The following is a 25,834-nucleotide window of genomic DNA, read 5'->3' as shown; positions in this document are numbered from 1 at the left end:
TGCAGGTGTGCTTGTAACAATTCTGACGCCGGGGAAAACTAGATATTGCGAAGGGGGCCCCGACGTGGGCCCCGATCAACCCGGGTCCCTGTCATGCGCCGCACACTCGCCCTGCTGTCTGCGAGCCTTTGCCTACTGTCCGTCTCCACCGCTTTCGCTCAGAACACCCCGCCCCGCAACCTGATTCTGTTCATTCCGGACGGCCTGCGCGCGAAGTCCGTCACCCCCGAAACCGCACCGGCAATGGCCGCGCTGCGCGATCAGGGCGTCAATTTCAAGAATCCGCACTCGCTGTTTCCGACCTTCACCATGGCGAACGGCTCGGCGATGGCGACCGGCCACTATCTCGGCGACACCGGCACTTTCAGCAACACCATCTACACCGGCTACAATGTGCCACCAGCCGGAAATACGGTGGTGCCGTTCATCGAGAACGACGATGTTTTGGGCGACATCGACAATCATTTCGACGGCAATTACCTCAACGAGGACAGTCTGCTGAAGCTCGCCCGCGACAAGGGGCTGAGCACCGCCGCGATCGGCAAGGTCGGCCCGACCCTGCTGTTCGACCACACCGACCGCGCCGACAGACCGGGCCCGCACTCGATCCTGATCGACGATGCGACCGGTTCGCCAAAGGGCGTGCCGCTGCCCGACGACTTCAAAGCCGAACTCGACAAGCTGGGGTTACCGCTCAAGACGCCCGGTCGCGGCGAAAATGCCAAGGCCGGCGACGCCAAGACCCCCGGCACCCTGATGGCGAACGTTGCCCAGCAAGCCTACTTCGCGGACGTCGCGACCAAGGCGGTGCTGCCGCTGTTCAAGCAGCGTGGCAAGCCGTTTGTGCTGGTGTTTTGGTCCCGCGATCCGGATGGGAGCCAGCACAATCAAGGCGATAGCCTCAACGAGCTGACACCCGGCATTAACGGACCGACCTCGCTGGCCGGAATTCGCAATGCCGACAACAACCTCGCGCAATTGCGCAAAGCTCTGGATGAACTCGGACTCTCGGCCTCGACCAACATCATCGTGTCGGCCGACCACGGCTTCTCGACGATCTCCAAGCAAAGCAAGACCAGCCCGTCAGCGAAGGCGAGCTATGGCGATACCCCGGCGGGCTTCCTGCCAATGGGCTTCCTCGCCATCGATCTCGCCAAGGCGCTCAAGCTGCCCCTGTTCGATCCCAACAACGGCAACGCAGCGGTCGGCGACAATGCCCACCCCAAGGCCGGCAACGGCGTGCTCGGCAAGGATCCGGCCAAGCCGGATCTGGTGGTGGCGACCAATGGCGGCTCCGACCTGATCTATCTGCCGACCGGCGACAAAAAGCTCGCCGGCCGCGCCATCAAGGCCCTGCTCGAGCAGGATTACGTCAGCGGATTGTTCGTCGATGACTCGCTCGGCAGCTTCCCTGGCACGCTGCCGCTGTCGGCACTGAATCTGAAAGGTAAGGCGGCGACGCCGACGCCCGCGATCGTGGTCAACTTCCGGTCCTATGCGTCTGGATGCGCCGAGCCGACGCTGTGTTCGGTGCAGGTCGCCGACACCGTGCTGCGGCAGGGCCAGGGCATGCACGGCTCGTTCAGCCGCGGCGACACCATGAACTTCATGGCCGCCACCGGCCCCGACTTCAAAACCGGCTTCGCCGATCCATTGCCGGTGAGCAACGCCGATGTCGGGTTCACCGCGGCGAAGCTGATGGGGCTCGATCCGACCACCAAGGGCAAGCTGATCGGCCGGGTGATGACCGAGGCGATGCCGAACGGCGCCGTGCCGAAGGCGACGCAGGAGACGATCCGCTCAAAGTCCGCCACCAACGGGCTGCGCACCGTGCTGGCGACCCAGCGCGTGGGGGATCAGCGCTATTTCGACGTCGCCGGCTTCCCTGGGCGGACGCTTGGACTCGACGGCGAGACCGACAAACGAAAAGCGGCGGGGCACTGACCCCGCCGCCGAAACATCGAAACCCGCTGCGAGCGGATCAAACGCCCAGATCAAAGATCTGCGGCACCTGCGTCATCAACGGCAGCGTGGCAACGCCGACCAGCGTGGCAACCAACCGCATCAGCGTATGGTTGCTGCGCCGGGTGCTGCGCATCTGGCGCGAGATCCACTCGAGCACCTCGGTATTGGCACCGACCGCCTGAGCCGGAGCCCAGGACTCGATCGCCACGTCGGGCGACAGCGCAACGCTCCGGGCAGGAACCTGCAGGCCCGAGGCGGATGCGGCGAGATGTGCGACCGCCTTTGCAAACAGATCATCGAACCGGCCACCATCAACCCGCTCGGCTGCGGCATCGTTGATCTCGAACAGCGCCTCGGCCTCGGCCCGGCTGATCGGCTGGCTGTCGATCGTTGCGTCGGTGAGGATGCGCATGCACCACTCGGTATCGGCGGCGTCGAGGGTGCGGGAGAAATGAACCCGACCTCCGGTGGTCGGGCCTTCGCCGGTGATGATCCCATCCCGAACGATCCCGAGCGCCTGCGCGGCGGTATAACGATTCGAAACCTTGAGAGGGTCGATGCCGATCAGTTCGGCGGTGGCGACGGCAGTCATTGCTTTCACTCGTTTTTCTGGCTCTGAGCCAGCATTTCCACGCTGGCGTAAACGCTTGGTTAAGACTTCGCTCCCGCGCCCGAATCGATCGGAATTACCCACGAAGTTTCGGAACAGGGTTGCCGATTTGTCGCAGCAGCGGTCTCGTCGGCTCAATTCGCAGGACGCTCCGGCGGCGATTAGGCGCAGTGGCGGCGAAGTTGAGGCAAAGCGACTTTCCGGGCGGCCATTTGGCCGCACCGGCCGTTCAGCCGCCCTTCATTTCAAGCGTCGAGCCGTCCGCGCTCGGTCAGCGCGGCGACCACCAGTCGGCGAGCAGCAGGCCGAGCGTTCCTGACACCGCGGTAATGAACACCCCCCACGAGATATCGACCGCGACCACCGGCCAGGTCCAGTGCTTCAGCAGGGCCAGTGAGGTCAGTTCGAAAGTGGCGTAGCAGAACAAGCCGAACAGCGCCCCGTATACCAACGAGGATTGCCAGGTCGCCTGCGCTGAGCCGTTGACGAAGATGATGATACCCACGACGTAAAGCAGGTAAAAAATTACAGCCGGCAGCAACCGCACTTCACCCAGCATCTCGCCGACCTGCGACTGGAAAAAGCTTTTGGCGATCGTGCCGAGGAACAAAAAGTCGAGCGGGATCATGACAATGAATGTTGCCAGATAGAGCACACCGTATCGCTTCAAATCGTCCTCCTGAACAAAAGCGAAATCCATCCTGTCAAATACGCAGCGTCTCGTCGATGGTTGCAGACGCGGCGAAAAGTCGGAGCAAGATCGCCCCCGGATCGAGGATGAGCCAACGTGTTGACCGCTGACGCCCGCCCCATCGTCGTCTGGTTTCGTGACGACCTCCGCCTCGCCGATCATCCCGCGCTGCACGCCGCCGCGCAATCCGGCGCACCGCTGCTGTGCGTCTATGTGCTCGACGACGACAGCGACGGGCTGCGGCCGATCGGAGCGGCGGCGCGCTGGTGGCTGGCTCAGTCGCTTCGAGCGCTGAGCTCCGAGCTGCGCGCGCTCGGCGCGGCGCTGATCCTGCGCCGGGGACCGGCGGCTGCGGTGCTGGCCCAGCTGGCGCAGCAGAGCGATGCAGCGGCGGTGCATTGGAACGAGATCGACATCGTCCCGCATCGCGCTGTCGCGGATGCGCTGGCCGACGCACTCACTTTGGCGGGCATTGCGTATCACCGCGATCGCGGCGATCCGCTGGTGGAGCCGAACGCGATCCGCAGCAAGGACGGCCGCGGCATGCGGGTGTTCACGCCATTCTGGCGACGCGTGCTCAGCCTCGGCGATCCACCACAACCGCTCCCCCGTCCGAAGACCCTGCGGCCAGGACCGGCACTGCCGAGCGAACAGCTCACCGACTGGCAGCTCGAGCCGACGACGCCGGACTGGGCCGGAGGACTGCGCGAGACTTGGACGCCGGGTGAAGCAGCAGCACAAGCCCGACTGACCGACTTCCTAGCTAGCCTGCCGGGCTATGCCGCGGGCCGCGACTATCCGGATCGGCACATCACCTCCGGCCTGTCCCCGCATCTGCGCTTTGGCGAAATCAGCCCGCGCCAGGTCTGGTATGCGGCGCGCTTTGCCGCTGACGAGCGACCGGCGATCGCGCCCGACATCGACAAATTCCTGAGCGAGCTCGGCTGGCGCGAGTTCTGCCGGCACCTGCTGGCCGACCATCCCGACCTCGCCACCCGCAATCTGCAGCCGGCGTTCGATGACTTCCCGTGGCATCGCGACGACGCCGCACTGACCGCCTGGCAGCGCGGCCACACCGGCTATCCGATCGTCGATGCCGGGATGCGTGAGCTGTGGCACTCTGGAGTGATGCACAATCGCGTCCGCATGGTGGTCGCCTCGTTCCTGGTCAAGCATCTGCTGATCGACTGGCGGCTCGGCGAACAGTGGTTCTGGGACACGCTGGTCGACGCTGATCCCGGCAGCAATCCCGGCAATTGGCAATGGGTGGCGGGCTGCGGCGCCGACGCGGCGCCGTATTTCCGGGTGTTCAACCCGGTCTTGCAGGGCGAGAAGTTCGACGCCGGTGGCGCCTACGTCCGGCGCTGGGTGCCTGAACTGGACGGCCTGCCAGACAACCTGATCCACCAGCCCTGGACAGCGACGCCGCTCGAACTCGCCGCGGCGGGCGTCGAGCTCGGCGGCAACTACCCGACTCCGATCGTGGACCACAAAGCAGGCCGGGCACGGGCGCTTTCGGCCTATGCCGAGCTGCGTCAGCGTTGAACAACTCCGCTTAGCAGCGTTACTAATTTCGCGAATCGGCTATCGTCGGGGCTATCTGCAAACCCGTGGGGGATCAACATGGACGACGACAAGCCGATGATCGAACAGGTGAGCGAGGTGATCGCCGAGGTCGCCGATGCCGCCAAGACCACCGTCAAGAAGGCCCGCAAGGCGGCCAAGAAAGTCGCCAAGAAGGTGACCGCAGAGGCCAAGAAGGTCGCGAAAAAGGCCACCAAGAAGGCCAAGAAAGCGACCAAGAAGGCCGCCAAGAAAGCGCCGAAGAAAGCTGTGAAGAAGGCCACCAAGAAAGCCAAGACCGTCGCCAAGAAGGCGCCGAAGAAAGCCAAGAAGGCCGCCAAGAAAACCGTAAAGAAGGCCAAGAAGGCGGCGCCGAAGAAGGCGAAGAAAGCCAAGAAATCCAAGCGCTGATCGCGTCATTCGCATCGGCCAGCGAAAGCCTCCGGAGCCATGCGCCGGAGGCTTTTTGCTGTCTGCGAAGCCGCGTTGCCGTCGACCAAACCGCGCCCGCTGCGGCGGCCCACCTAAGCCTTCGCCCGATTGACCAGAAACACCGCCGCCGCGCAGATCGCCATGCCGGCGATCGAGACCGCATCCAGCGTCTCGCCGAACAGGACATACGCCATCAGTGCGGTCACGCCGGGCACCAGATAGAACAGGCTGGCCACCGAGGTCGCGGCGGAATGCCGGATCAGCCAGTACAACAGCCCGATCGAGCCGATCGACAGCACCACGACCAGCCATCCCACCGCCAGCACGAACTCGGTGGTCCAGCTCACCACACGGGTTTCGAATAGCGCGGCGCCGATCGCGAACAGCGCCAGCGCGGCGAGGAACTGGATGATGTTCCCGGCGCGCCAGTCGATGCCGCTGCAGAACCGCTTCTGGTACAGCGTTCCAATCGTGATGCCGATCAGCGAGCAGGCCGACGCGAGCCAGCCCCAGCCGATGTCGCCGGTCAGGCTGCGGCCGTGCAGGATCAGCAGCGTGCCCCCGAGGCCGAGGCCGAGCCCCAGCCATTGCAGCGGCGTGACACGCTCGCCGAGCCAGCGATTGGCCAGCGTCGAGGTCAGGATCGGCTGCAGCCCGGGGATCAGCGCCGACAGGCCCGCCGGCACCGAATGCGCGATCGCGATCGAGGTGCCGCCCAGATACACGCCGTGCACCAGCAGCCCGGCGACGATGCTGTGGCCGACGCCGGCGAGGTTCGGCCAGCGCGGCCGGGCGATCGCGGCGATCACGGCCAGCAGGAACACCACCCCGATCATCCGAACCGACAGGTAGGTCAGCGGCTCCGCACCGGCCAGCGCGTATTTGGTGCCGACGAAGCCGGTGCTCCACAGCACGACGAACACGGCGGGCGCGGCGCGGCCGGCGAGATGCTCTGCGTTACGGTTCATTGTCTCCCCGGGAGCCCGCTCATATGGTGACGGGCAAGCGCCCGATGGCGCTACGTCCATGCCATGCCGCAAGCGCCGCGACCAGCAGGGATCGTCATCGTCCGACGCATCGCTCTCCTAACCCGCGCGGCGCGTTCATCATCTTCGGAGCCGCCAATGCGCCTGCAGTTCGAAACCGTCGACGTGTTCACCTCCGACCAGTTCAGCGGCAATCCGCTCGCCGTCGTGCTCAATGCCGAGGGGCTCTCGACCGCGCAGATGCAGGCGATCACCGCCGAGTTCAACCTGTCGGAAACGACCTTCGTGCTGCCGCCGCAAGACCCCGCACACACCGCGCAGGTGAGGATCTTCACGCCCAATGGCGAGCTGCCGTTCGCAGGTCACCCGAATGTCGGCACCGCTTTCGTGCTCGCCCGTATCGGACAGAGCTACGGCCGCAGCATCGCCGGCGAAAATGTGGTGTTCGAAGAGAAGGCCGGTCTCGTGCCGATCGAATTGCTCAAGGACGGCGGAGCGATTACCGGCGCGCGTCTGACATCGCCGCAACGCCTCTCGCTGGCCGACGAAGTCGCGCCCGATGTCGTGGCGGCGGCCTGCTCGCTGAGCGCCGGCGACATTGAAACGGCCAACCACCGGCCCTGCATAGCGTCTTGCGGCACCGGCTTCATCATCGCGGAGGTGAAGAGCCGGAGTGCGCTGGCCGCCGCCGGCCCGCGCGCCGAGGTCTTCGGCGACCGCATCGCCGGCTATTCGACGTCGAAGATCCTGCTCTATGTACAAACCAACGAGGACACGATCGACATCCGTGCACGGATGTTCGCGCCGCTGAACAAGATCCCCGAGGACCCAGCCACCGGCAGCGCCAATGTCGCGCTGATCGGCCTGTTGGCGAAGCTGCGCCCCGAAGCCGATTTGATGCTGTCCAAGACCATCCTGCAAGGGTTCGAGATGGGGCGCCCGAGCCTGCTGTTCGCCAGCGCGGAGAAGCGCGGGGGCGAAGTCACGACCACCGCGATCGGCGGACACTGCGTCGCCGTGATGTCAGGGACGATCATCCTCGAGTGAGGCCCGGGCCTGACAAGAGGCTCGCGCCGCCGCGTCCGGTTCAGGCCGCGGGCACGCTCAATAGTCTTCCGGACACGGATCGACGATCTTCCACAAATCGACGCCGTTCTTGATTTTCTTCATCTCGGGGGTCAGCCCGCCGTGGCGGGCGATCCAATCCTTCACCGGCTGAGGATAATACGACATCAGCTCCGAGGTGCCCTCGAGGCTGGTGACCTTGATGCCGAAGGTGAACGCCTTGTCGTAATAGGCCTGATGGAACCCGACGCTGGCGCGCGGGGTGACGCAGATCTTATTGAGAGGAACGATCCCGAACACCAGAGTACAGGCGGAATTGCAGATCCCGTCGATGATCACCCGCTCGTGGCGGTCACGGATGCGCTGATACTTGGCCTTGTACTCCTCGACGTAACCGCCATGATCCCGGGTAATATGGAGATCAGCGCGGGCCGGCGTGGCCAGCAACATCAGCGGCAGCAGAAGCGACGAGAACAGCTTACGCATGGTTCGGTCGAAACCCGTGGCGACAAGGGGAGCGGCCGGCGGTGGCCGGCACCAGCACTTTGGCCGAGTTTGGTTTGCGCGACGTTAATGCGGACATTCCGGCGAAATCATGGGATCCGCCCTCCCCCTTGTAAGCGCCTGCAAAAGTGGGGTATTCGAGAGGCCCTCGCCGGGGGCAAGCTTCCCCGGCCCCGCGCTCGTAGCTCAGCTGGATAGAGCATCGGATTTCGATTCCGAGGGTCGGAGGTTCGAATCCTTCCGAGCGCGCCATTTCCTCTTTCTGACTGACAATGAGGTGACGATCGTTCTCAACGGTCGCAACCTCCGCGAGGCGATCACTCCGAGGTCGCATCTCGTCGCGTTGACGCCGCGTCGGTTGCCTTGGCATAAAAGTACCCGCGCTCGATACGACAGAGCGATCGGCCGGGGCGCGGCTGGGGGATGTTATGAAAAACGGGCTGTATTCGCTCCACGTTGATCTGCTCGATGGCCGCTCCGGCAAGGGCAGCGGCGTGGCGCTGTTTCGCGACGGCAAGATTCTCGGCGGCGACGCCTATCTGTATTACGTCGGCAGCTACGTGGTTTCGGGCGACAGCTTCAAGGGCGAGGTCACCGTCACCCAGCACACCCCGAGCCCCGACGCCAATCCGCTGTTCGGCGGCCAGAAGGAGCCGGTCGGGGTCGGCGTTACCGGCACGTCGGACGGCCAAGCCGCAGTGATGACCGGCACCGCGCTGGTCGGCAAATCCAGCCAGCTGTTTCGCGCCACTCTGCGCTGGCTCGCGCCCGCCGACTGACGCGCCGCGGCGGCGGTCGTCCGCGCCTTCCCTATGAGGCCGAAGCCGCCGACAGATCGGCGCGCTCCTGCGGCGCGGTCCGCGGCAGCGTCATCAGAATGCGGGTGCCGTTGCCGGGCTCGGAGTCGAGTTCGAGCCTTCCGCCGAGCCGGTTGGTGACGATGTTGTAGACGATGTGCAGGCCGAGGCCGGTGCCCCCCTGGTCGCGCCGCGTCGTGAAGAACGGATCGAAGGCGCGGCGGCGGACGTCGAGGCTCATGCCGCAGCCGTCGTCGGAATACGCCACCACGACGTGATCGTTGCCCGCTGCACGCACCTCGATCTCGACCGTGCCGGCGCCGCCGTTCGGAAACGCGTGCGCCACCGAATTCAAAAACAGGTTGGTCAGCACCTGGCCATAAGGCCCGGGATAGGAGTTCATCATCAGCCCGGGCTGGCACTCGACGTTCAGCGTCAGATTGTGTTTGCGCAGGCCCGGCCGCAGGCTCATCACCACCTGCTCGGTCAGGTCGCCGAGGTCGAACAGCCGCTGATCCGAGTAGTTGCGGTCGGCCGCGACCTGCTTGAACGACTGGATCAGCTCGGCGGCACGGTTGAGATTGGCGACCAGCTGCGACGAGGCATCGCGCGTCGTTTCGATGAATTCGTTGAGGCGGGAGCGCTTCAGCTCGCCGCGGGCGACCTCGGTGCCGAACACTGCGGCCTTGCGCTCCAGCGCCGAAGCCACCGTCAGGCTGATGCCGACCGGATTGTTGACCTCGTGGGCGACGCCCGCCACCAGCCGGCCGAGGGCTGCGAGCTTTTCCGCCTCGATCAGCGACTGCTGGGTTTCGCGCAGGTTGCGCAGCGCCGCCTCGGCCGCGTCCTTGGCCTGCCGCATCTCGAGCTCGCCGCGTTTGCGTTCGCCGATATCCAGCGCCACCGTGACGATCCGCTCGATCGCGCCGTCGGCGTCCTTCAGCGGCATCTTGTTGACCAGCCATTGCCGCACCGCGCCGGTGGCGTCGCGATACTCCTCCTCGTAGAAGCCGAGCCCCTCGCCGGTCTCCAGCACGCGCTTGTCGTTGGCGTCGGTCTTGTGCGATCCGAACCGGGACATCAGCTCCGCGGTGGTGTGGCCGATCGCCTCGCGCGGATCGATGCCGAACACGCCCGCCATGTAGCGGTTCATCAGCACGTAGCGCAGCTCGGTGTCCTTGACGTTGATCACCGCCGGAACGGTGTCGATCACCTGCTGCAGCAGCAGCCGGCTTGCGGCCACCGCCTGCTCGGCGCGCTTCTGATCGGTGATGTCGCGCACCGCGCCTTCATAGCGGATCACGGCGCCGGCGTCGTCGCGGACCGCACCGGCACTGTCCGACAGCCACAGCACCTCGCCGCTGCGCTTGCGCGCCTGATACTCGAATTCGCGAACCATGCCGTCGCGCTGCATCAGATCGCGATACTGCTCACGCTTGTCCGGATCGATGTAGATCGTGGTGGTGACGTCGGCGGTGGCGCGGATCAGTTCAGCCGGGCTATCGTAGCCCATCATCCGCGCCAACGCCGGATTGGCGTTGAGCAAAGCGCCGTCGGGCGTGGTGACATAGATGCCGTCGATCGAGCCTTCGAACAGCTTGCGGTAGCTTTCTTCGGCGAGCCGCTGCTCGGCGAGCGCCCGAACTGCAGCCTCCCGGGCGTTGTCGGCCTCGACCAGGGTGCGGCGGAACACTTCGGCGGCGCGGGCGATGTCGCCGATCTCGTTCTTGACCTCGGTCGCCGGGATCGCGGTGTATTGCTGGCCGGCCGCCAGGGAGCGGATCGCGCGGGTGATTGCCGTCAGCGGTCCGACGGTGCGGCGGACCACGAACGCCGCCGCCATCCAGCCGACCAGCACGCCGGCGATGCCGAGCACGATGCTCTGCCATTTGTCCTCGGCGAGCGTGCGGGCGAGATCGCGCGACAGCACCCGGCCGCGCCGGGCAGCGGCGTCGCGCAGCAGTTCCGTGACCTTGCCGATCAGCCGGCCCTCGGTACCGAGCACGTCGCGGTCGAGGTCGGAGATTTCCTGCTCCACCGCCGCGGTCGATGCGATCACGTCGGCGTAGTCGCGCACCGAGCGGGCCGCGCCGGCATCGCCGATCGGCAGGGCCCGCATCCGCCTGGCGGCATCGCTGGCACCCATCAGATCGCGCGCCAGCAAAGTTGCCACAACTTTAGTCTGCGCCGCATGCAGGTCGCCGGCGAGCTGGCGGTCGGACAGTCCGGCGACCGCCGCCTCGAAGGCTTCGCGCGACGACGGGATCTTGGCGACCAGCTCACCACGGCGCTGCATCAGTTCGGTGATGCGCTGCAGACCGTCGCGATAATTGGTCAGGCGCTCGGTGACGCCGTCGAGCATCTCCTGCTGATCCGGCGCCAATTCCAGACGGGTCTTCTTCAGCAGTTCGGTGAGCGCGGACGCGGCGGCAAACACCTTGCCGGCGGGCTGCGCGGCCGGCTCGGTCACCGCCTGGCGGGCGGCGAAGCGCAGATCGCTCATCCGCCGTTCGATCTCCTCGGCGAGATCGCCGACGCTCTGCAGCCGCTGCAACTCGCCGAAGGTACGGTCGATATGCCGGATCGCCACCACACTGCCGATCGAGGTGGCGGCGATGATCGTCAGCAGCAACAGAAAGCTGCCGAACGTCATCTGTCCGATCGAGAGCGTGCGTGTCCTCACGCTCTGGATGAACGATGAAACAGCGTTTGGCATGCGGACGAGACCGGCGCTCCCTGTGCGGGCGAGATCGCCCCACACTCGTGGCGCCGAGAGTACAGCGTCGGTGCGCCGGCAACAATCGCCGACGATGTCCCGGCAGCTCGCGCTGCCGGGACCAGGCGTTCAAGCGGCCATCCCCCGGCCGAAACCGGTCGGCGCGACTGTCATTTCTTCGGCCGGATCGCGTCCGCGGTACCTTGGATGAAGGCCTGGATCTTCACCACATCAGCCTCGGTCAGCTTGCCGGTGAAATCCGGCATGCCCTTGTCGCGGAACGGCCCCTTGAAAACGATGTCCTTGAGGTGAGCGATCCGCTCGGTGGTGGAGTAGCCGAGGTTCTTGACGTTTCCGCCGCGATCGACGCCGGGCACGCCGTGGCAGGTGGCGCAGGCGGCGACGTAGATCGCCGTCCCCTCCGCCACGTCCTTCGGATCGTATTCGATGCCGGTGAGCAGATTGCCCATCTGATACTTGGTGAACTCCGGCATCTTGGCCTTGCCGCCGACCGCGAAGGTGTACACCGTGCCCGGCGCTTCGGTCTCGGTGGCACGGGCGCTGATGCCGAACACGCCGCCCCAGCCGACCGCGATCGAGACGTATTGCACGCCGTCGACCATGTAGGTCGCAGGCGCCGCCACCGCACCGGTGCCGAGCGGGCTCTCCCACAGCTTCTCGCCGGTCTTGGCGTTGTAGGCGACGAAGCGACCGTCAGCCGTGCCTTGGAACACGAGGTTGCCCGCGGTGGTCAGCGTGCCGCCGTTCCACGGCGAGACGTATTCGGCACGCCAGGCTTCCTTCTGCTGGACCGGGTCCCACGCCACCAGCCGGCCGAACGGCAGGTTCTTCGGCGGCACCGCGTTCAGCGTGAAGCCGACGTTCCAGCCCGTGGTCGAGCCGAACTTGAACGGCTCCATCTTGTTCTGGGTCAGCGCCTTCTCGCCGGTGAGATTGACCGGCACACCCTGCGCCGGCAGATACACCAGACCGGTCTGCGGATTGAACGACATCGGGTGCCAGTTGTGGGCGCCATACGGCCCCGGAATCGCGTCGAACGGTTTGTCCGCCGAGCGCGCTTCCGGCACTTCGATCGGCCGGCCATTGGAGTCGTAGCCGGTCGCCCAGTTCACATCGACGAAGTTCTTCGCCGAGATGAACTGACCGTTGGTGCGGTCGATCACGAAGAAGAAGCCGTTCTTCGGCGCGTGCAGGATCACCTTGCGCGGCTTGCCGTCGATCGGAATGTCCGCGAGGATCATCGGCTGGGTCGAGGTGTAGTCCCAGTTGTCGCCGGGCGTCTCCTGATAGTGCCAGACGTATTTGCCGGTGTCGGCATTCAGCGCGACGATCGACGCCAGATACAGATTGTCGCCGCCGGCCGGGCTGCGCAGATGCCGATTCCATGGCGAGCCGTTGCCGGTGCCGACATAGATCAGGTTGAGATCTGGATCGAACGTGATGGTGTCCCACGCGGTGCCGCCGCCGCCATTCTCCCACCATTTGCCGGCCGGGTCCCAGGTCTTGGCGGCCTTCTCCATCGACTCGTCTTCGAACGGCTTGCTCGGATCGCCCGGCACTGTGAACCAGCGCCACGCCTGCTTGCCGGTCTCCGCGTCATAAGCGGTGACGTAACCGCGCGCGCCGTATTCGGCGCCGCCATTGCCGATCACCACCTTGCCGTTGAACACTCGCGGCGCGCCGGTGATGGTGTAGGAATGGTCGTGGTCGATCAGCGTGTCGATCTCCCAGGCCTTGTTGCCGGTCGCGGCGTCGAGTGCGATCAATCGGCCGTCATAGGCACCGACGAACACCTTGCCCTTGTACAGCGCGACACCGCGGTTCACGACGTCGCAGCAGCCGCGATAGCCCTTGGAGTGATCGACCTTGGGATCGAAGGTCCACAGCTTCTTGCCGGTGCGGGTGTCGATCGCATGCACGACGCTCCACGACGCGGTGACGTACATGATGCCGTCGACCACCACCGGCGTGGCTTCGACGCCGCGCTCGGAGCCAAGGCTGTAGCTCCACTGCAGGCCGAGCTGCTTGACGTTGTCGGTGTTGATCTGGTCGAGCTTGCTGAAGCGGGTCTCGGCATAGTCGAGGCCGTAGCTCGGCCAGTCCTTGGTGGTCTTTGCGTTGGCGACGATGGCCGCGCTGTCGACCGCACCTGTCACCGCGCGGATATGCGCGGCGGAGCCTTTGGCGTCTTGCGCGACGGCGATCGCCGGCGACAGCAGCGCGGCCATCAGCGCCGCGGCGCCGAGACGCCTCGCAGCTAATCGTGTCGCTGGATGTTGGACAGGTCGGTGCGCAGTCCGCACCGCGTCAGCAGGCTTCCTCATGCATTCGCTCCCTACACGGCCTCTTGCCGGGCCGAGCGGAAGTGTTGCGCGCAGTCGAGAGAGCGTCAACCAGAATGCGGACGAGATGCAGACGCAGTTATTATCTCGCAATGCAATGCGCCGCGCGCTGCATTGCGATGCCGCGGCTGCGAACTACGCGCCGGAGAATTCGAACAGCTCGCCGTCGTAGCCGGCTTCGGCCGGAATCCGCAGCAAACGCTTGTCGCCGTCCTTGGTCATGATCGGCAGCACGGTCACGATGCTCTGTGCACGTGCGTGATCGAGCGCTGCGGCGACGCTCGGCTGCTGGCCGAGCCGGATCAGATTGCGGGTGGTCGGAAACGGCAGCGTGAAGCGGCCGCTGTCGCCACCGTCCAGCGCCTCGCTCGGCGACAGCCAGATCGAATCGGTGGTCTCCCCGCCGTCGTGCATGCCGAGTTGTTCGGGCGGCGCCTCGGCCAGGAAGAACCAGGTGTCGAACCGCTTCGGCAGCTTCTCCGGCGTGATCCAGTGCGCGTAAGGCACCAGCAGATCGAGGGCCAGCACCAGCTCGTTGTCGGCCAGGATCTGTGCAAACGCGATGCTGCCGTCGCACAGCGCCTTGCGGTGCGCCGCCTCGATTTCGGCGGCGCGGCTGGCTGCGACCAGCGCGTCGCTGCCGCGCGGCCGCGCCAGCAGGATGCCGCTTTCCTCGAAGGTCTCGCGGATCGCCGCGATCCGGAATTCCAGCGCCGGACCAACCGATCCGTCGACGCCGGCATACAGCTCCGGCCGCCCGACGATGTCGCGGTCGCCGGCATCGACGCTGCCGCCGGGGAACACCAGCGCCCCGGAGGCGAACTCGACCTGATAATTCCGGACCATCATGAACACGTCGAAGCCGGCCGCGGCCTGGCGCAGCAGCACGATGGTCGATGCGGGACGCGCGGCGGCTTCAACGGTCATGGTGTTACTCCGCAGCTTTGCTGCGCGGCTCGAAGTCGGCGCGTTTGTCGACCCGCGCCAGCCGCGACAGCAGATAATCGACTTCTTCGCGTGCCGTTTCGGTGAGGCTCGCGCCCGGCTTGCGCTGCGCGCTCGACGACAACAGCCCGCGCTTCTTCAGCACGTATTTGCGGACCGACAGGCCGACGCCCTGCTGATGCTCGTAGCGGATCAGCGGCAGATGCGCGTCGAACAGGTTGTGGGCGAGATCGCGCTGGCCGGCCTTCGACAGCTTGACGATGTCCACCAGCATGTCCGGGAAGCAGTAGCCGGTCATTGCGCCATCGGCGCCGCGCTCCATTTCGAAATCCAGGAACATGCCGCCATTGCCGCACAGGATCGACAGCGGGCGCAACGATCCGTCCTTCTGGAAGCCGCGCAGCGTGGTGATCTTCTCGAGCCCCGGCCAGTCCTCGTGCTTGAGCATCACGCAGGATGCGCTGTCCATCACGATCTGCCGGATCACCTTCGAGGTCATCACCACCGACAGCGTCAGCGGATAATCCTGCAGCACCCAGGGCACGTCATCGCCGATCGCTTCGGTGGCCTGGCGGAAATAGGTGGTGATCTGCTCGTCGGTGCGCAGCGACGGCGGCGGCGCGATCATCACGCCGGCCGCGCCTGCATCCATCGACAGCCGTGCCAGCCGCCGCATCGCGGCGAAGCCCGGCGCCGAGACACCGACGATCGTCTGCATCGACTTGGCGCGCTTGATGAAGCGGGTCGCCACCGCCTCGGCCTCGGCCGCATCGAGCTTCGGCGCCTCACCGAGGATGCCGAGCACGGTGACGCCCTCACAGCCGACCTCCGCATAGAAATCGGTCAGACGGTCGATCGACACGTCGTCGATCTTGCCGTCGTCGTGGAACGGGGTCGGCGCAATGGCAAAGGTGCCAGCGGCTTCCGGGGTGAGCTTCATCGCGTAGGCCTTTCGATCGGTTGCGCCGGCGCCGGCAGGTGGACCTGCTGGTTCAGCGCCGGCCGTCGCCACCGCACCGGTTCGGCGGCGGCGACACCTTTCGACCCCCGCTCAGCGCGGGCGTCCGGCCGCCTTGATAGCCTCTTCCGAGAAGAAAATCTCGCCGGCGTGGGCCGCAATCTCCTCTGCGGACCAGCCATTATGGGGCGGCTTCCAGCCGTCCATTTCCATCAGCTTCATCTCACGCACACCGCGCGGGCCGGAGACGCCGAGCACCTTGCCGGTCTGATCGCCGGACAAGCTGGAGACCATGTACAGCACCGCCGGGGCGATTCCCTCCGGGGTCAGCGCCGCACCCGGATTCTCGCGGTAGCGCGGCAGGTCCTCGGTCATCCGGGTCAGCGCGCCCGGCGCCAGCGTCCAGATCCGGATGTTGTATTTGCGGCCCTCGATCGCCAGCACGTTGGACAGGCCCCAGATGCCGCCTTTCGCGGCGCCATAGTTGCTCTGGCCGAAATTGCCGAGCAGACCCGAGGTCGACGAGGTGTTGACGATGACGCCGCCGCCATTGTCCTTCATCCATTTGAACACCGGCTGGGTGACGCAGAACGTGCCCTTGAGGTGCACCTTCATCACCCTGTCCCAGTTCGCCTCCGAGACCTTGGCGAAGGTCTGGTCGAGCAGGATGCCGGCGTTGTTGACCAGGATGTCGGCGCGGCCGAAATGCTTGATGGCGTCGTCGAACACCGACTGCCCGCCCGCCATGGTCGAAATATCGGCGGTGTTGGCGACGGCGCGGCCGCCCGCAGCCTTGATGGCGTCGACCACCTGCTGCGCCATGCCGGCGTCGGAGCCCGAACCATCCCGCGGCCCGCCGAGATCGTTGACCACCACCGCGGCACCTTCGCGTGCAAACAGCTTGGCGTAAGCCTCACCGAGCCCCCCGCCCGCTCCGGTGATCAACGCCACCTTGCCATCGAGCAATCCCATCGCGTCCTCCCGTTGTTGCCTGCGCGCTGACCGCGTCTGTTGTCGTCATTGCCGGGTCGTCCCGGCAATCCATCTTGTTCGAAGCGATGGATGCCCGGATCAAGTCCGGGCATGACGCATCACTCGAAATAAGCCTCGTTCTCCACTCAGCCGAGCACCGTCCTGCCGCTCTTGATCACCGTGACGTTGCGCGCCTTCACTCGCGCTTCGAACGAGATCACGTTGCCGTCCTTCCACATGTCCATGGTGACGGTCTCGCCCGGATACACCGGCGAAGAGAACCGCACCGCATGCTGCCGGAACGCCGACGCGTCGTAATCGGCGTAGGTCTGCAGCACGCCGCGGCAGGTCAGGCCGTAGGTGCACATGCCGTGCAGGATCGGGCGCGGGAAACCGGCCTTCTGCGCAAACTCCGGATCCGAATGCAGCGGATTGCGGTCGCCGCACAGCCGGTAGATCAGCGCCTGGTCCGGCCGGGTCGAGATGTCGACGCTGCGATCGGGCGCGCGATCCGGCATCTTGTGCGGCTCGGGCTGCTCCAGCGCCGGGCCGCCGAAGCCGCCGTCGCCGCGGGCGAAGCGCGATGCCAGCAGCGTCGCCAAGGCCTCGCCGGCCTCGTCGCGCAGGATGGTCTGGTGACGGATCACCACGCCCTTGTCCTTGCCCTTGTCGTACACTTCGACGACGCTGGAATCGGCGGTGATGTTCGCCGCCACCGGCATCGGCCGGTGGAAGGTGATGTCACGCTCGCCGTCGACCACCAGCAGCCGGTTGAGATTCATCTCGCCCGGACCAGCGCCCCACGCCGCGACCGACGCGAAGGTCGGCACCACTTTCAACGGACGCTCGGTGTAGGTCGCCTCGTTGACGAAGGCGAGTTCCTTCTCGTCCATCGGATCGGCGCCCATGCCGATGCCGTAGGCGTAGAGCATCACATCGCGGTCGGTGTAGCTGTATTGCTGCCCGGTCGTCTTCAGGGCCTTCAGTTCGTCGTAGCGGGCCGACATCGGCTTCTTCCCTTATTGTTTTCTTGGTGTTGCGCCTGCGATTGCGCCCTCTCCCCTTGTGGGAGAGGGCTGCGGTGACGTCGCAACGATTGCAGTCCGGTGAAGGGAAAGCGGTATCGCGCGGTTCGCCCCCTCACCCGCCTGTGCTGCGCACAGGCCCCCTCTCCCACAAGGGGAGAGGGACGTAATCAGGCCAGCGTAAAGAACGGCAGCGGTGCGCCGCCGTCGCTGGGCTTGAACACCACCTTGACCTTGGTGCCGATCTTCAAGGATGCGAAATCGCAGTCGACGAAGTTGGTCAGCACCGACGGGCCTTCCTTCAGCGTGACGTAGCCGATCGCGTAAGGACCGGTCGGCGACTTGCGCATCAGGCTGTAGCTGTAGATCTCGCCTTCGCCCTTGCTCTCTTCCCACACCGTCTGGTCGGAGAAGCAGAACGGGCACAGCGCGCGCGGGAAGTAATGCGCTTCGCCGCAAGCGGTGCACCGCTTGATCAGCAGCTTGCCTTCAGTCGCCGCATCCCAGAACGGCTTGGTTTCGGCGTTGCCCTGAGGCGCGGGATATTTCACGGGGCTGTTCATCACACGCGCTCCAGAATGCAGGTCGAGGCGGCGTGGCGGATGCCGAGCATGCCGCCGGTGCCATGAGCGATCGCGAGGTCGCAGTTCGGCACCTGCACCTTGGGATGCGCCTCACCGCGGAGCTGCCGCACGGCTTCGAGCAGCTTGGTCATGCCGCCGCGATTGACCGGGTGGTTGCTGCACAGACCGCCGCCGTCGGTGTTGAACGGCAGCTTGCCGACGCCCGAGATCAGGTTGCCGTCGGCGACGAACTTGCCGCCCTGCCCCTTTTCGCAGAAGCCGAGATCTTCGAGCTGCATCAGCACCGTGATGGTGAAGCTGTCGTAGATCGAGGCGTACTTGATGTCCTTCGGCGTGACACCGGCCATCTCGAACGCCGGCGGCGCGGACCACACGCCGGCCGAATAGGTCAGATCGAGGTTGTGGCCGCCGCGCGGCCCCTTGATCGCCTCGCCGGCACCGATCATCCGCACCAGCGGCTTCTTCAGGCTGCGCGCGATCTCCTCGGTGGTGACGATCAGCGCACCGCCGCCGTCGGTGACGACGCAGCAATCCATCCGGTGCAGCGGATCTGCGATCAGCGGCGAGTTCAGCACGTCCTCGACGGTGACGACATCGCGCAGCATCGCATGCTCGTTGTACTGCGCATGATGCGAGGCTGCGACCTTGATCCAGGCGAGCTGTTCGGACGTGGTGCCGTACTGGTGCATGTGACGCGCGGCGCACATCGCATAGACGTTATGCGTGGTGGCGCCATAGGCCAGTTCGAAGTCACCTTCGGCGCCGACCGGGCGCGGCGGCAGCGCGCCGGTCCGCGGCTTGCCGGCCAGCGTGATCAGCGCGACCGAGCAGCGGCCGGCGGCGATCGCTTCCGCGGCATGGCCGAGATGCACCAGATAGGAGCAGCCGCCGGTGTCGGTCGAATCGAAATGGCGAACCTTGAGGCCGAGATAATCGACCATCGCCATCACGCCGCCGGGCGCGTCGCCGGCGCAGAAGTAGCCGTCGATGTCGGCCTTGGTCAGGCCGGCGTCGTCGAGCGCACCTTTGGCGACTTCGGCGTGGAGCTGGGCGATGGATTTATCGGGCGCGTGGCGCGTGGGGTGTTCGTAGATGCCGGCAATGTAAGCCTTGCCTCTTATTGTCAACGCAGTTCTCCGCTGGCGTTTGGTCGGACGGTTTTTGTGACCGCTCCAAGCGACCTTGGCAAGCGTGTTCGCGCGCGGGGACAATTACCACGTCGCGGAATGTCTTGAGGCCGCATCGTCACAGTGGGCCAGAGGGAAAGACCCCTCCGTGATTGCGAGCGAAGCGAGGCAATCCAAGGCCCAATGCACCAGGCTGCTGGATTGCTTCGTCGCTGCGCTCCTCGCAATGACGTGGAGAGGATGTTGGCCGACCTACTCCGCCGCCATCTGCCGTGGCGGAGCGGGTTGCGGGTCGCGCAGATTGGCGCGGAGTTCGGCGAACCGCGGCGCGGTGTCGTCCACCGACTTCTGCTTGATCGGGCCGTAGCCGCGAATCCGGTCCGGCATCGCGAGCAACTCCACCGCGGTGTCGATCGTCGCCGGCGACAGATGCTGCAGCACGCTGGCGACATCCGCCTCGTAGTCGGCGATCAACTTCCGCTCCAGCTTGCGCTCCGGGTGATAGCCGAACGGATCGAGCGGCGTGCCGCGCAGGAAGCTGAACTTCGCCATCGTCCGGAACACCGGCCGCATCGCCTCGCCGAACTGCCGCTTCTTCGGCCGGCCGGTGAGATCGATGCCGGGCAGGATCGGCGGCGCGAGGTTGAAGCTGATCTTGTAGTCGCCTTCGAACTGGTCGCGGATCTGCTGTTCGAAGCCCGGCTCGGTCAGCAGCCGCGCCACTTCGTACTCGTCCTTGTAGGCGAGCAGCTTGGCGTAGTTCAGCGCCACCGCGCGCGGCAGCGCCTCGCCGTAGCCGCCGGCCTCCGCAGCGCTGCGCACCTTGGCGACCAGGTCGGCGTAGCGCTTGGCGAGCCGCTTGCCCTGATACGAGGTGAGCAGCGCGCTGCGATGCGCGATGATCTCGTCAAGCGACATCTCGCCCTGAGTCTTGCCGACCGTCGCATGATCGGCGCCGTGCAACAGCGAGGCCAGCCGTGCCGGATCGGCGGCGGCGAGCCGGCCGAGCCGGAACGCCTGGGTGTTCATCTTGATCGACACGCCGTTGAGTTCGATCGCCTGCTCGATCGCAGTCGCCGACAGCGGCAGCAGACCCTGCTGATAGGCGAAGCCCATCATCATCATGTTGGTGGCGATCGAGTCGCCAAGCAGCGTCTCGGCCGCCTTGGTGAAGTCCAGGAACGCCGAGTCCTTGCGCAGCGCCGCTTCGAGCACGCTGTTGACCTTGCGGGTCTGGAAATCGAAGTCGCGGTTGCGGATGAAGTCGGCGATCGGGATCAGATGGGTATTGACGACGCCGTGGGTGCGGCCGGCTTCGCACAGCGACAGCGTCTCCTTGGAGATCGCCATCACCTCGTCGGCGACGATCAGCACGTCGGCGGTGCCGGTGACGATCCGCGAACAGGTGACGTCCTCCGGCTTGTCCGACAGCCGGACGTGGCTGAGCACCGCGCCGCCCTTCTGCGCCAGGCCCGACATGTCGAGGATCATCGACGCCTTGCCCTCGATATGCGCGGCCATGCCGAGCAGCGCGCCGATCGTCAGCACGCCGGTGCCGCCGACGCCGCCGACCGCGACGTTGTACGGCTTATTCAGCCCCGGCCGCGTTGCCGGCTCCGGCAACGAACCGAGATCGCCGAGATCGACCGCCGCGCGTTTACGCAGCTTGCCGCCGTCGATGGTGATGAACGACGGGCAAAAGCCCTTGAGGCAGGAGTAGTCCTTGTTGCAGGTCGACTGGTTGATGGCGCGCTTGCGGCCCAGCTCGGTCTCCAGCGGCTCGACCGAAATGCAGTTCGACTGCACCGAGCAATCGCCGCAGCCTTCGCATACCGCGGCGTTGATCATCACCCGGCGCGCCGGATCTTCCATCAGGCCGCGCTTGCGGCGCCGGCGCTTTTCCGCCGCGCAGGTCTGCACGAACACGATCGCCGAGGTGCCGTTGATCTCGCGGCATTCCTTCATCACCGCATCGAGCTCGTCGCGGTGGCGCAGATGCACGCCCGGCGCGATGGTGTCGGCCGGATAGGCCTCGGGATTTTCAGAGACCAGATAGATCTCGCGGATGCCTTCGGAATGCAGCTGGTAGGTGATCTGCTGCGGCGACAGATCGCCGTCGTGACGCTGACCGCCGGTCATCGCGACCGCGTCGTTGTACAGGATCTTGTAGGTGATGTTGGCCTTCGAGGCGATCGACTGCCGGATCGCGAGGCTGCCGGAATGGAAGTAGGTGCCATCGCCGAGATTGGCGAAGATGTGCTTCTCGTCGGTGAACGGCGCGATGCCGGTCCACGGCACGCCCTCGCCGCCCATATGGGTGAAGGTCTCGGTCGAGCGATCCATCCATAGCGACATGAAGTGACAGCCGATGCCGCCGAGCGCGCGGCTGCCTTCGGGCACCTTGGTCGAGGTGTTGTGCGGACAGCCCGAACAGAAATACGGCGTGCGCGCGATCGGCACCACCGACTGCACCTGCGAGGCGTCGCGGCCGTGGAACCAGTCGGCCTTGGCGCGCAGCATCTCGGCGATCGTCGGATCGATCTCCATCGCCAGCAGCCGGTCAACCATCGAGGTGGCGACCTTGGCGACGCTCAGCTCCTCGGCAAACGGCAGGAAACGATGGTTGCGGTCGTCCATCTTGCCGATCACGCGCGGCCGGTCGCGCATTCCGAACAGCAGCTGCTTGACCTGGTTCTCGACGATCTCGCGGCGCTCTTCGACGACGAAGATCTCTTCGAGCCCGCGTGCGAACTGCTGCACGCCTTCGGGCTCCAGCGGCCACGGCATGCCGATCTTGTACAGGCGCAGACCGATCTTTGCGCCGACCTGCTCGTCGATGCCGAGTTCGCGCAGCGCCTGGCGCACGTCCTCGTAGCTCTTGCCCGACGCCATGATGCCGAACCGCGCGTTCGGCGAATCCATGGTGATGCGGTTGACCTTGTTGGCGCGGGCGAACGCGATCGCGGCGAAGCCCTTGTAGTCCTGCAGCCGGCGGTCCTGATCGTAGCGGTCGTCCGGCCAGCGCAGATTGAGTCCGCCCGGCGGCATCTCGAAGTCGGTCGGGATCACGAACGGCGTCATCTCGTCGGCGAGATTGATCTCCGCGGTGGTCTCCACTGTCTCGGTGATCACCTTCATGCCGACCCAGCAGCCGGAATAGCGCGACATCGCGATGCCGAGCAGCCCCATCTCGATCATCTCGTGGATCGACGACGGGTAAAGATACGGCATCAACGCGGCGATGAAGGCGTGGTCAGACTGATGCGGCACGGTCGACGACTTCGCGCCGTGATCGTCGCCGGCGAGGCACAGCACGCCGCCGTGCTTGGCCGAGCCAGCGGCGTTGGCGTGGCGGAACACGTCGCCGCACCGATCGACGCCCGGCCCCTTGCCGTACCAGATGCCGGTGATGCCGTCGTACTTGGCGCCGGGCGACAGATTGAGCTGCTGCGTGCCCCAGATCGCGGTGGCGGCGAGGTCTTCGTTCACGCCCGGCTGGAATTTGACGTTGTACTGTTCGAGATGATGGCGAGCGGCATGGAGCTGCTGATCATAACCGCCGAGCGGCGAGCCGCGATAGCCGGTGACGAAGCCGGCGGTGTTGAGGCCGGCCGCGCGGTCGCGCCGGACCTGCGCCATCGGCAGCCGCACCAGCGCCTGGATGCCGGTGAGAAAAACGTGGCCCGAGTGCTGCGTGTATTTCTGATCGAGACTGATCGGTCCCTGGTCGATTCCCATCCGGCCCTCGCATAAGGCATTGGACCGCGAGGCCATTCGGCCGCTGAAGCGGTCTGTTTCGAAACAGTCTAAGCTGGTTTTTCCGCCCGGCGCATCACAAAAAGCCGCGCGCTCAAGGCATTCCGCCTGTTCGCATTTTGATGTCTCGAAACCGTGGCCTGTAGCCAACAAAGTGCCGTCGAATGGCTGCTCGGCGAACGATCGTGTCCACCGCACCGCAACACAGCGTCAGGAGACGAAGTCGATTCGGCACGGAACCGGTCGATAGCGGGAACGGAAGGTGCGGAGACGGATTGGTGGAGGAGCCGAAAGGAGGATTCCATGGCGCGACACAATCCTGACGATCTGTCCCGGCGCGACGTCGAACCCAACGATCCTCGCTCCCCCTCTCAGCTCGATACGCAGTTGCAGGTTGAACCGGACATGCGCGAAGGCCGAGTGACATCGGGTCGTTTGGCACTGTTCGCCATCGCAATCGTGATGGTGTTCGCAGCGGTGTTGTACGGGATGGGCGGGCCGGTCGGCGGCCCGACCAATCCCTCTGTCGCAACGAAGACTTCGCCCCAGCCTAACCAAACCGACGCGAACAACAATGCGCCGCCCGTGCCGCCGGGCGTTCGCGATGTCACGCCGCGCAGCAGCGATCCCAATGCGCAGACCGGCATGACCACGGGCGCCGCCCCTGCACCCCGTGCCGCGCCGAGCAACGCCAACACCAACTAACTGCCTACGGACCGCAGCAACGAATCGATGAAGCGGCGGATGGCACATGTCGTCCGCCGCTTTGTCATGTACGCCTGCGTGCAATGCGGCCCCGCCGCATTCATGCCGTGTTCAGACCGAATCGGGTACATGCATCCTGGGGACGAACAGAACGCACACGTCGACTTCGACTCGAAGGAGGCGCGCGCGATGATGACAGCGCCGTTTATCTGGCAGTGAAGGGAAGAGCCAACAGATGAAGAAGATCTTTGCCGCAGCATTGTTCGCAGCCACGCTGGTCGGAGCCGGTGCAGCCAATGCGATGCCGTTGGCTCCCCTCGGCGCCGCCAATTCCGGCGACGTGATCCAGGTCGCGCAGGGCTGCGGTCCGGGCTGGGCGCGTGGTCCGATGGGCCGCTGCCGTCCGATGTATGCCCGCCCCGGCTATGGCCGTCCGGTCGTGGTGCCGCCGCGCGTCGTCGCGCCCCGCGCCTGCCCGCCCGGCTACGCCTGGCGTCACGGCCGCTGCTTCCGCCGGTTCTGATCGGCCTCGCGTCGCTCACGAAAAGCCCCGCTCGCGCGGGGCTTTTTTGTGCGTCCGGCCGAGTTCAGCGAAACCGGATCAGCAGCTTGCGCAAGGTGTAGAGCGGCACCCAGGGAAACAGGATCGGCACGTTCCGAACATACTCCTGATAGTCCGGCCGATCGCCGTAGCGTTCATCCTGCTTGCGCTCGAGCCCAGCGGATGCGGCCGTCATCAGCGCCAGAATGTACAGCACCCCGAGCAGCGACAGCGCCCAGGCCGCGCCGGAGCCATAGGCCGACAGGCCCGAGAACCACACGCCGAACCAGAACACCATCTCGCCGAGATAGTTCGGGCAACGCACCAGGCGATACAGCCCGGTGTCGCAATAATGCGCCGGGTGCTCGGCCTTGTAGCGATACTTCTGCCAGTCGGCGAGGCTCTCGACCCACAGCCCCACCGCCATGATCATCACGCCGAGCGGCGTCGACACCGGCCACACGCCCTCGGCCTGCAGCGACAACGTCAGCAACGCCGGCAGGAACAGCAGCGTGAACAGCAGGCTGACGCCGAGCCAGATCGCGATTCTGTGCCACAGCTTCAGCTCGGCGGTGCGGCGCTCGGCGCGGGCGAGTTCTGCCGCATAGGCGGGATTGCGTTCGCGCACCGCCAGGAAAGCGCCGAGCCGCACGCCGTACACCAGCAGCAGAAGAAGCTGCAGCGTCACCCAGCCGGAGATGGTGGTGGCGAACAGCAGCGCGAACACCAGGCTCTGCGCCGCGATCGCGCCCGCATAGCACAGGCTGACGAAGTAATAGACCCGCCGGAACCCGGGCGCCGCAACGACGAGGCAGACGGCGAAAGCCAGCGCGACGAGATGCCACGGTACAGTCATGTCGATGCACGCGTCCTTGCCCCGGTGACGACCTTATAGGCCGCCGATGATGACCTCGCCATGTCCGGCATCAAAGCCGCACCCGATCGGCCGGCCGCCCGCCCGGTTATTTGGTCGTACAGCGCTGGCCGGGCACGCGGCTGTCGCAGACGCGCGTCACCTCGAAGAACCGAGTCCACAGCTTGCGCTGCTTGGCATCCGGCTCGGCGGCCGCGGTCATCCGCAGCGCATAGAAATTCTCGCGGCCCTGCACCGCCTTCCACCAGGTCAGCGCCGGCTTGCCGGCCACCTTGGCCTGTGGGCAGCTCTCGCTCCACATCACCATCGGATACAGGTTTTCATTGCCGTGCCGGAGCTGCGCGAACCGCGCGCCGGGGCACTCCGCCGCGGCCTTCTTCTGGCTCGCCTCGCGAAACGCCTCGGGTGATTGGTCGGTCTGCTTGAACAGCGTCTGCGCCGTGATCCGCGTGCTGGCGCTGGCGATATTCTCGCTGCCCGGCACCAGCACCGTCGTGCTTTCCTTGGCGTTGCTGGCTTCGGCCGCCACCTTGAAGCCCTTGGGCGATTGCAGCAGCAGCTTTTCGGTGTCGGCGGCGCGCGCGACGCCGGCGGCGGCAAACGTCGCGATCAGGCACAGAACGGCAATGCGGAGCATGAACGATGAGCCCGGATG

22 protein-coding genes and 1 tRNA gene are annotated in these 25,834 nt (G+C 65.7%); 8 read left to right on the top strand and 15 right to left on the bottom strand.

What is annotated here, in order from left to right; translation table 11 throughout:
* Positions 1-93: 93 nt before the first annotated feature.
* Positions 94-1,944, top strand: a complete 1,851-nt coding sequence (locus tag DY468_RS11320; RefSeq protein ID WP_164604907.1) for an alkaline phosphatase family protein — start codon at positions 94-96, stop codon at positions 1,942-1,944.
* A gap of 37 nt (positions 1,945-1,981) precedes the next feature.
* On the opposite strand, the gene DY468_RS11315 is transcribed toward DY468_RS11320, so the two are convergent.
* Entirely contained in the window at positions 1,982-2,557 is a 576-nt protein-coding gene (locus tag DY468_RS11315) for a hypothetical protein (protein WP_164604906.1), read from the bottom strand.
* 289 nt (positions 2,558-2,846) lie between these two features.
* On the bottom strand, positions 2,847-3,245 hold the full coding sequence (locus tag DY468_RS11310; protein ID WP_164604919.1) for a DUF2177 family protein: 399 nt from the start codon (positions 3,243-3,245) through the stop codon (positions 2,847-2,849).
* A 117-nt stretch (positions 3,246-3,362) separates the two neighbouring features.
* On the opposite strand from DY468_RS11310, the gene DY468_RS11305 reads away from it, so the two are divergent.
* A complete protein-coding gene (locus tag DY468_RS11305; RefSeq protein ID WP_164604905.1) occupies positions 3,363-4,811 on the top strand; it encodes a cryptochrome/photolyase family protein in 1,449 nt (482 codons plus the stop codon).
* 78 nt (positions 4,812-4,889) lie between these two features.
* Positions 4,890-5,240, top strand: coding sequence for a histone (locus DY468_RS11300; protein ID WP_164604904.1), 351 nt, complete (start codon positions 4,890-4,892; stop codon positions 5,238-5,240).
* A gap of 113 nt (positions 5,241-5,353) precedes the next feature.
* Here DY468_RS11300 and DY468_RS11295 read toward each other — a convergent pair whose 3' ends face one another.
* Positions 5,354-6,229: a DMT family transporter gene (locus tag DY468_RS11295; protein WP_164604903.1), complete on the bottom strand. Its 876-nt coding sequence runs from the start codon at positions 6,227-6,229 to the stop codon at positions 5,354-5,356.
* A gap of 156 nt (positions 6,230-6,385) precedes the next feature.
* Between DY468_RS11295 and DY468_RS11290 the strand changes: the two genes are divergently transcribed.
* Positions 6,386-7,294 carry a PhzF family phenazine biosynthesis protein gene (locus tag DY468_RS11290; protein WP_164604902.1) on the top strand — a complete coding sequence of 303 codons (909 nt, stop codon included), beginning with the start codon at positions 6,386-6,388 and terminating at the stop codon, positions 7,292-7,294.
* A gap of 57 nt (positions 7,295-7,351) precedes the next feature.
* On the opposite strand, the gene DY468_RS11285 is transcribed toward DY468_RS11290, so the two are convergent.
* Positions 7,352-7,798, bottom strand: a complete 447-nt coding sequence (locus DY468_RS11285) for a DUF1402 family protein (protein WP_164604901.1) — start codon at positions 7,796-7,798, stop codon at positions 7,352-7,354.
* Positions 7,799-7,991: 193 nt separating this feature from the next.
* On the opposite strand from DY468_RS11285, the gene DY468_RS11280 reads away from it, so the two are divergent.
* Both DY468_RS11280 and DY468_RS11275 read left to right on the top strand, forming a co-directional pair.
* Positions 7,992-8,068, top strand: a tRNA-Arg gene (locus DY468_RS11280).
* 176 nt (positions 8,069-8,244) lie between these two features.
* Entirely contained in the window at positions 8,245-8,595 is a 351-nt protein-coding gene (locus DY468_RS11275) for a GrlR family regulatory protein (RefSeq protein WP_164604900.1), read from the top strand.
* A 31-nt stretch (positions 8,596-8,626) separates the two neighbouring features.
* Here the strand turns inward: DY468_RS11275 and DY468_RS11270 are convergent, their stop codons facing one another.
* From DY468_RS11270 to DY468_RS11230, 9 genes are all read right to left on the bottom strand, one after another.
* Positions 8,627-11,329 (bottom strand): PAS domain S-box protein, encoded by a 2,703-nt coding sequence (locus DY468_RS11270; RefSeq protein ID WP_164604899.1) that lies wholly within the window; start codon positions 11,327-11,329, stop codon positions 8,627-8,629.
* 170 nt (positions 11,330-11,499) lie between these two features.
* Positions 11,500-13,674, bottom strand: a complete 2,175-nt coding sequence (locus tag DY468_RS11265; RefSeq protein WP_164604898.1) for a PQQ-dependent dehydrogenase, methanol/ethanol family — start codon at positions 13,672-13,674, stop codon at positions 11,500-11,502.
* A gap of 153 nt (positions 13,675-13,827) precedes the next feature.
* Positions 13,828-14,619, bottom strand: a complete 792-nt coding sequence (locus DY468_RS11260; RefSeq protein WP_164604897.1) for an NUDIX hydrolase — start codon at positions 14,617-14,619, stop codon at positions 13,828-13,830.
* Between the two features lie 4 nt (positions 14,620-14,623).
* On the bottom strand, positions 14,624-15,577 hold the full coding sequence (locus DY468_RS11255) for a dihydrodipicolinate synthase family protein (RefSeq protein WP_164604896.1): 954 nt from the start codon (positions 15,575-15,577) through the stop codon (positions 14,624-14,626).
* A gap of 111 nt (positions 15,578-15,688) precedes the next feature.
* Positions 15,689-16,567: an SDR family oxidoreductase gene (locus DY468_RS11250; protein WP_164604895.1), complete on the bottom strand. Its 879-nt coding sequence runs from the start codon at positions 16,565-16,567 to the stop codon at positions 15,689-15,691.
* Between the two features lie 146 nt (positions 16,568-16,713).
* Positions 16,714-17,574 carry a MaoC family dehydratase gene (locus DY468_RS11245; protein WP_164604894.1) on the bottom strand — a complete coding sequence of 287 codons (861 nt, stop codon included), beginning with the start codon at positions 17,572-17,574 and terminating at the stop codon, positions 16,714-16,716.
* A 188-nt stretch (positions 17,575-17,762) separates the two neighbouring features.
* Positions 17,763-18,155: a Zn-ribbon domain-containing OB-fold protein gene (locus DY468_RS11240; RefSeq protein ID WP_164572378.1), complete on the bottom strand. Its 393-nt coding sequence runs from the start codon at positions 18,153-18,155 to the stop codon at positions 17,763-17,765.
* Positions 18,155-19,303, bottom strand: coding sequence for a thiolase family protein (locus DY468_RS11235; RefSeq protein WP_011158739.1), 1,149 nt, complete (start codon positions 19,301-19,303; stop codon positions 18,155-18,157). Before DY468_RS11235 ends, DY468_RS11240 begins: the two co-directional genes overlap by 1 nt.
* Before the next feature lie 252 nt (positions 19,304-19,555).
* On the bottom strand, positions 19,556-23,041 hold the full coding sequence (locus DY468_RS11230) for an indolepyruvate ferredoxin oxidoreductase family protein (RefSeq protein ID WP_164604893.1): 3,486 nt from the start codon (positions 23,039-23,041) through the stop codon (positions 19,556-19,558).
* Between the two features lie 321 nt (positions 23,042-23,362).
* Here DY468_RS11230 and DY468_RS11225 point away from each other — a divergent pair, with 321 nt between their 5' ends.
* Positions 23,363-23,764, top strand: a complete 402-nt coding sequence (locus DY468_RS11225) for a hypothetical protein (protein ID WP_164604892.1) — start codon at positions 23,363-23,365, stop codon at positions 23,762-23,764.
* Positions 23,765-23,999: 235 nt separating this feature from the next.
* Entirely contained in the window at positions 24,000-24,287 is a 288-nt protein-coding gene (locus DY468_RS11220; protein ID WP_164604891.1) for a GCG_CRPN prefix-to-repeats domain-containing protein, read from the top strand.
* 64 nt (positions 24,288-24,351) lie between these two features.
* Here DY468_RS11220 and DY468_RS11215 read toward each other — a convergent pair whose 3' ends face one another.
* Both DY468_RS11215 and DY468_RS11210 read right to left on the bottom strand, forming a co-directional pair.
* Positions 24,352-25,161: a DUF1295 domain-containing protein gene (locus DY468_RS11215; RefSeq protein ID WP_164604890.1), complete on the bottom strand. Its 810-nt coding sequence runs from the start codon at positions 25,159-25,161 to the stop codon at positions 24,352-24,354.
* Positions 25,162-25,267: 106 nt separating this feature from the next.
* Positions 25,268-25,816, bottom strand: coding sequence for a hypothetical protein (locus tag DY468_RS11210; protein WP_164604889.1), 549 nt, complete (start codon positions 25,814-25,816; stop codon positions 25,268-25,270).
* Positions 25,817-25,834 lie beyond the last annotated feature (18 nt).

It is taken from the genome of Rhodopseudomonas sp. BR0M22 (assembly GCF_010907035.1).
GTDB lineage: Bacteria > Pseudomonadota > Alphaproteobacteria > Rhizobiales > Xanthobacteraceae > Rhodopseudomonas.
The sequence above is the reverse complement of the archived record's forward strand: the minus strand, read 5'-3'. Positions and strand labels throughout refer to the sequence as shown.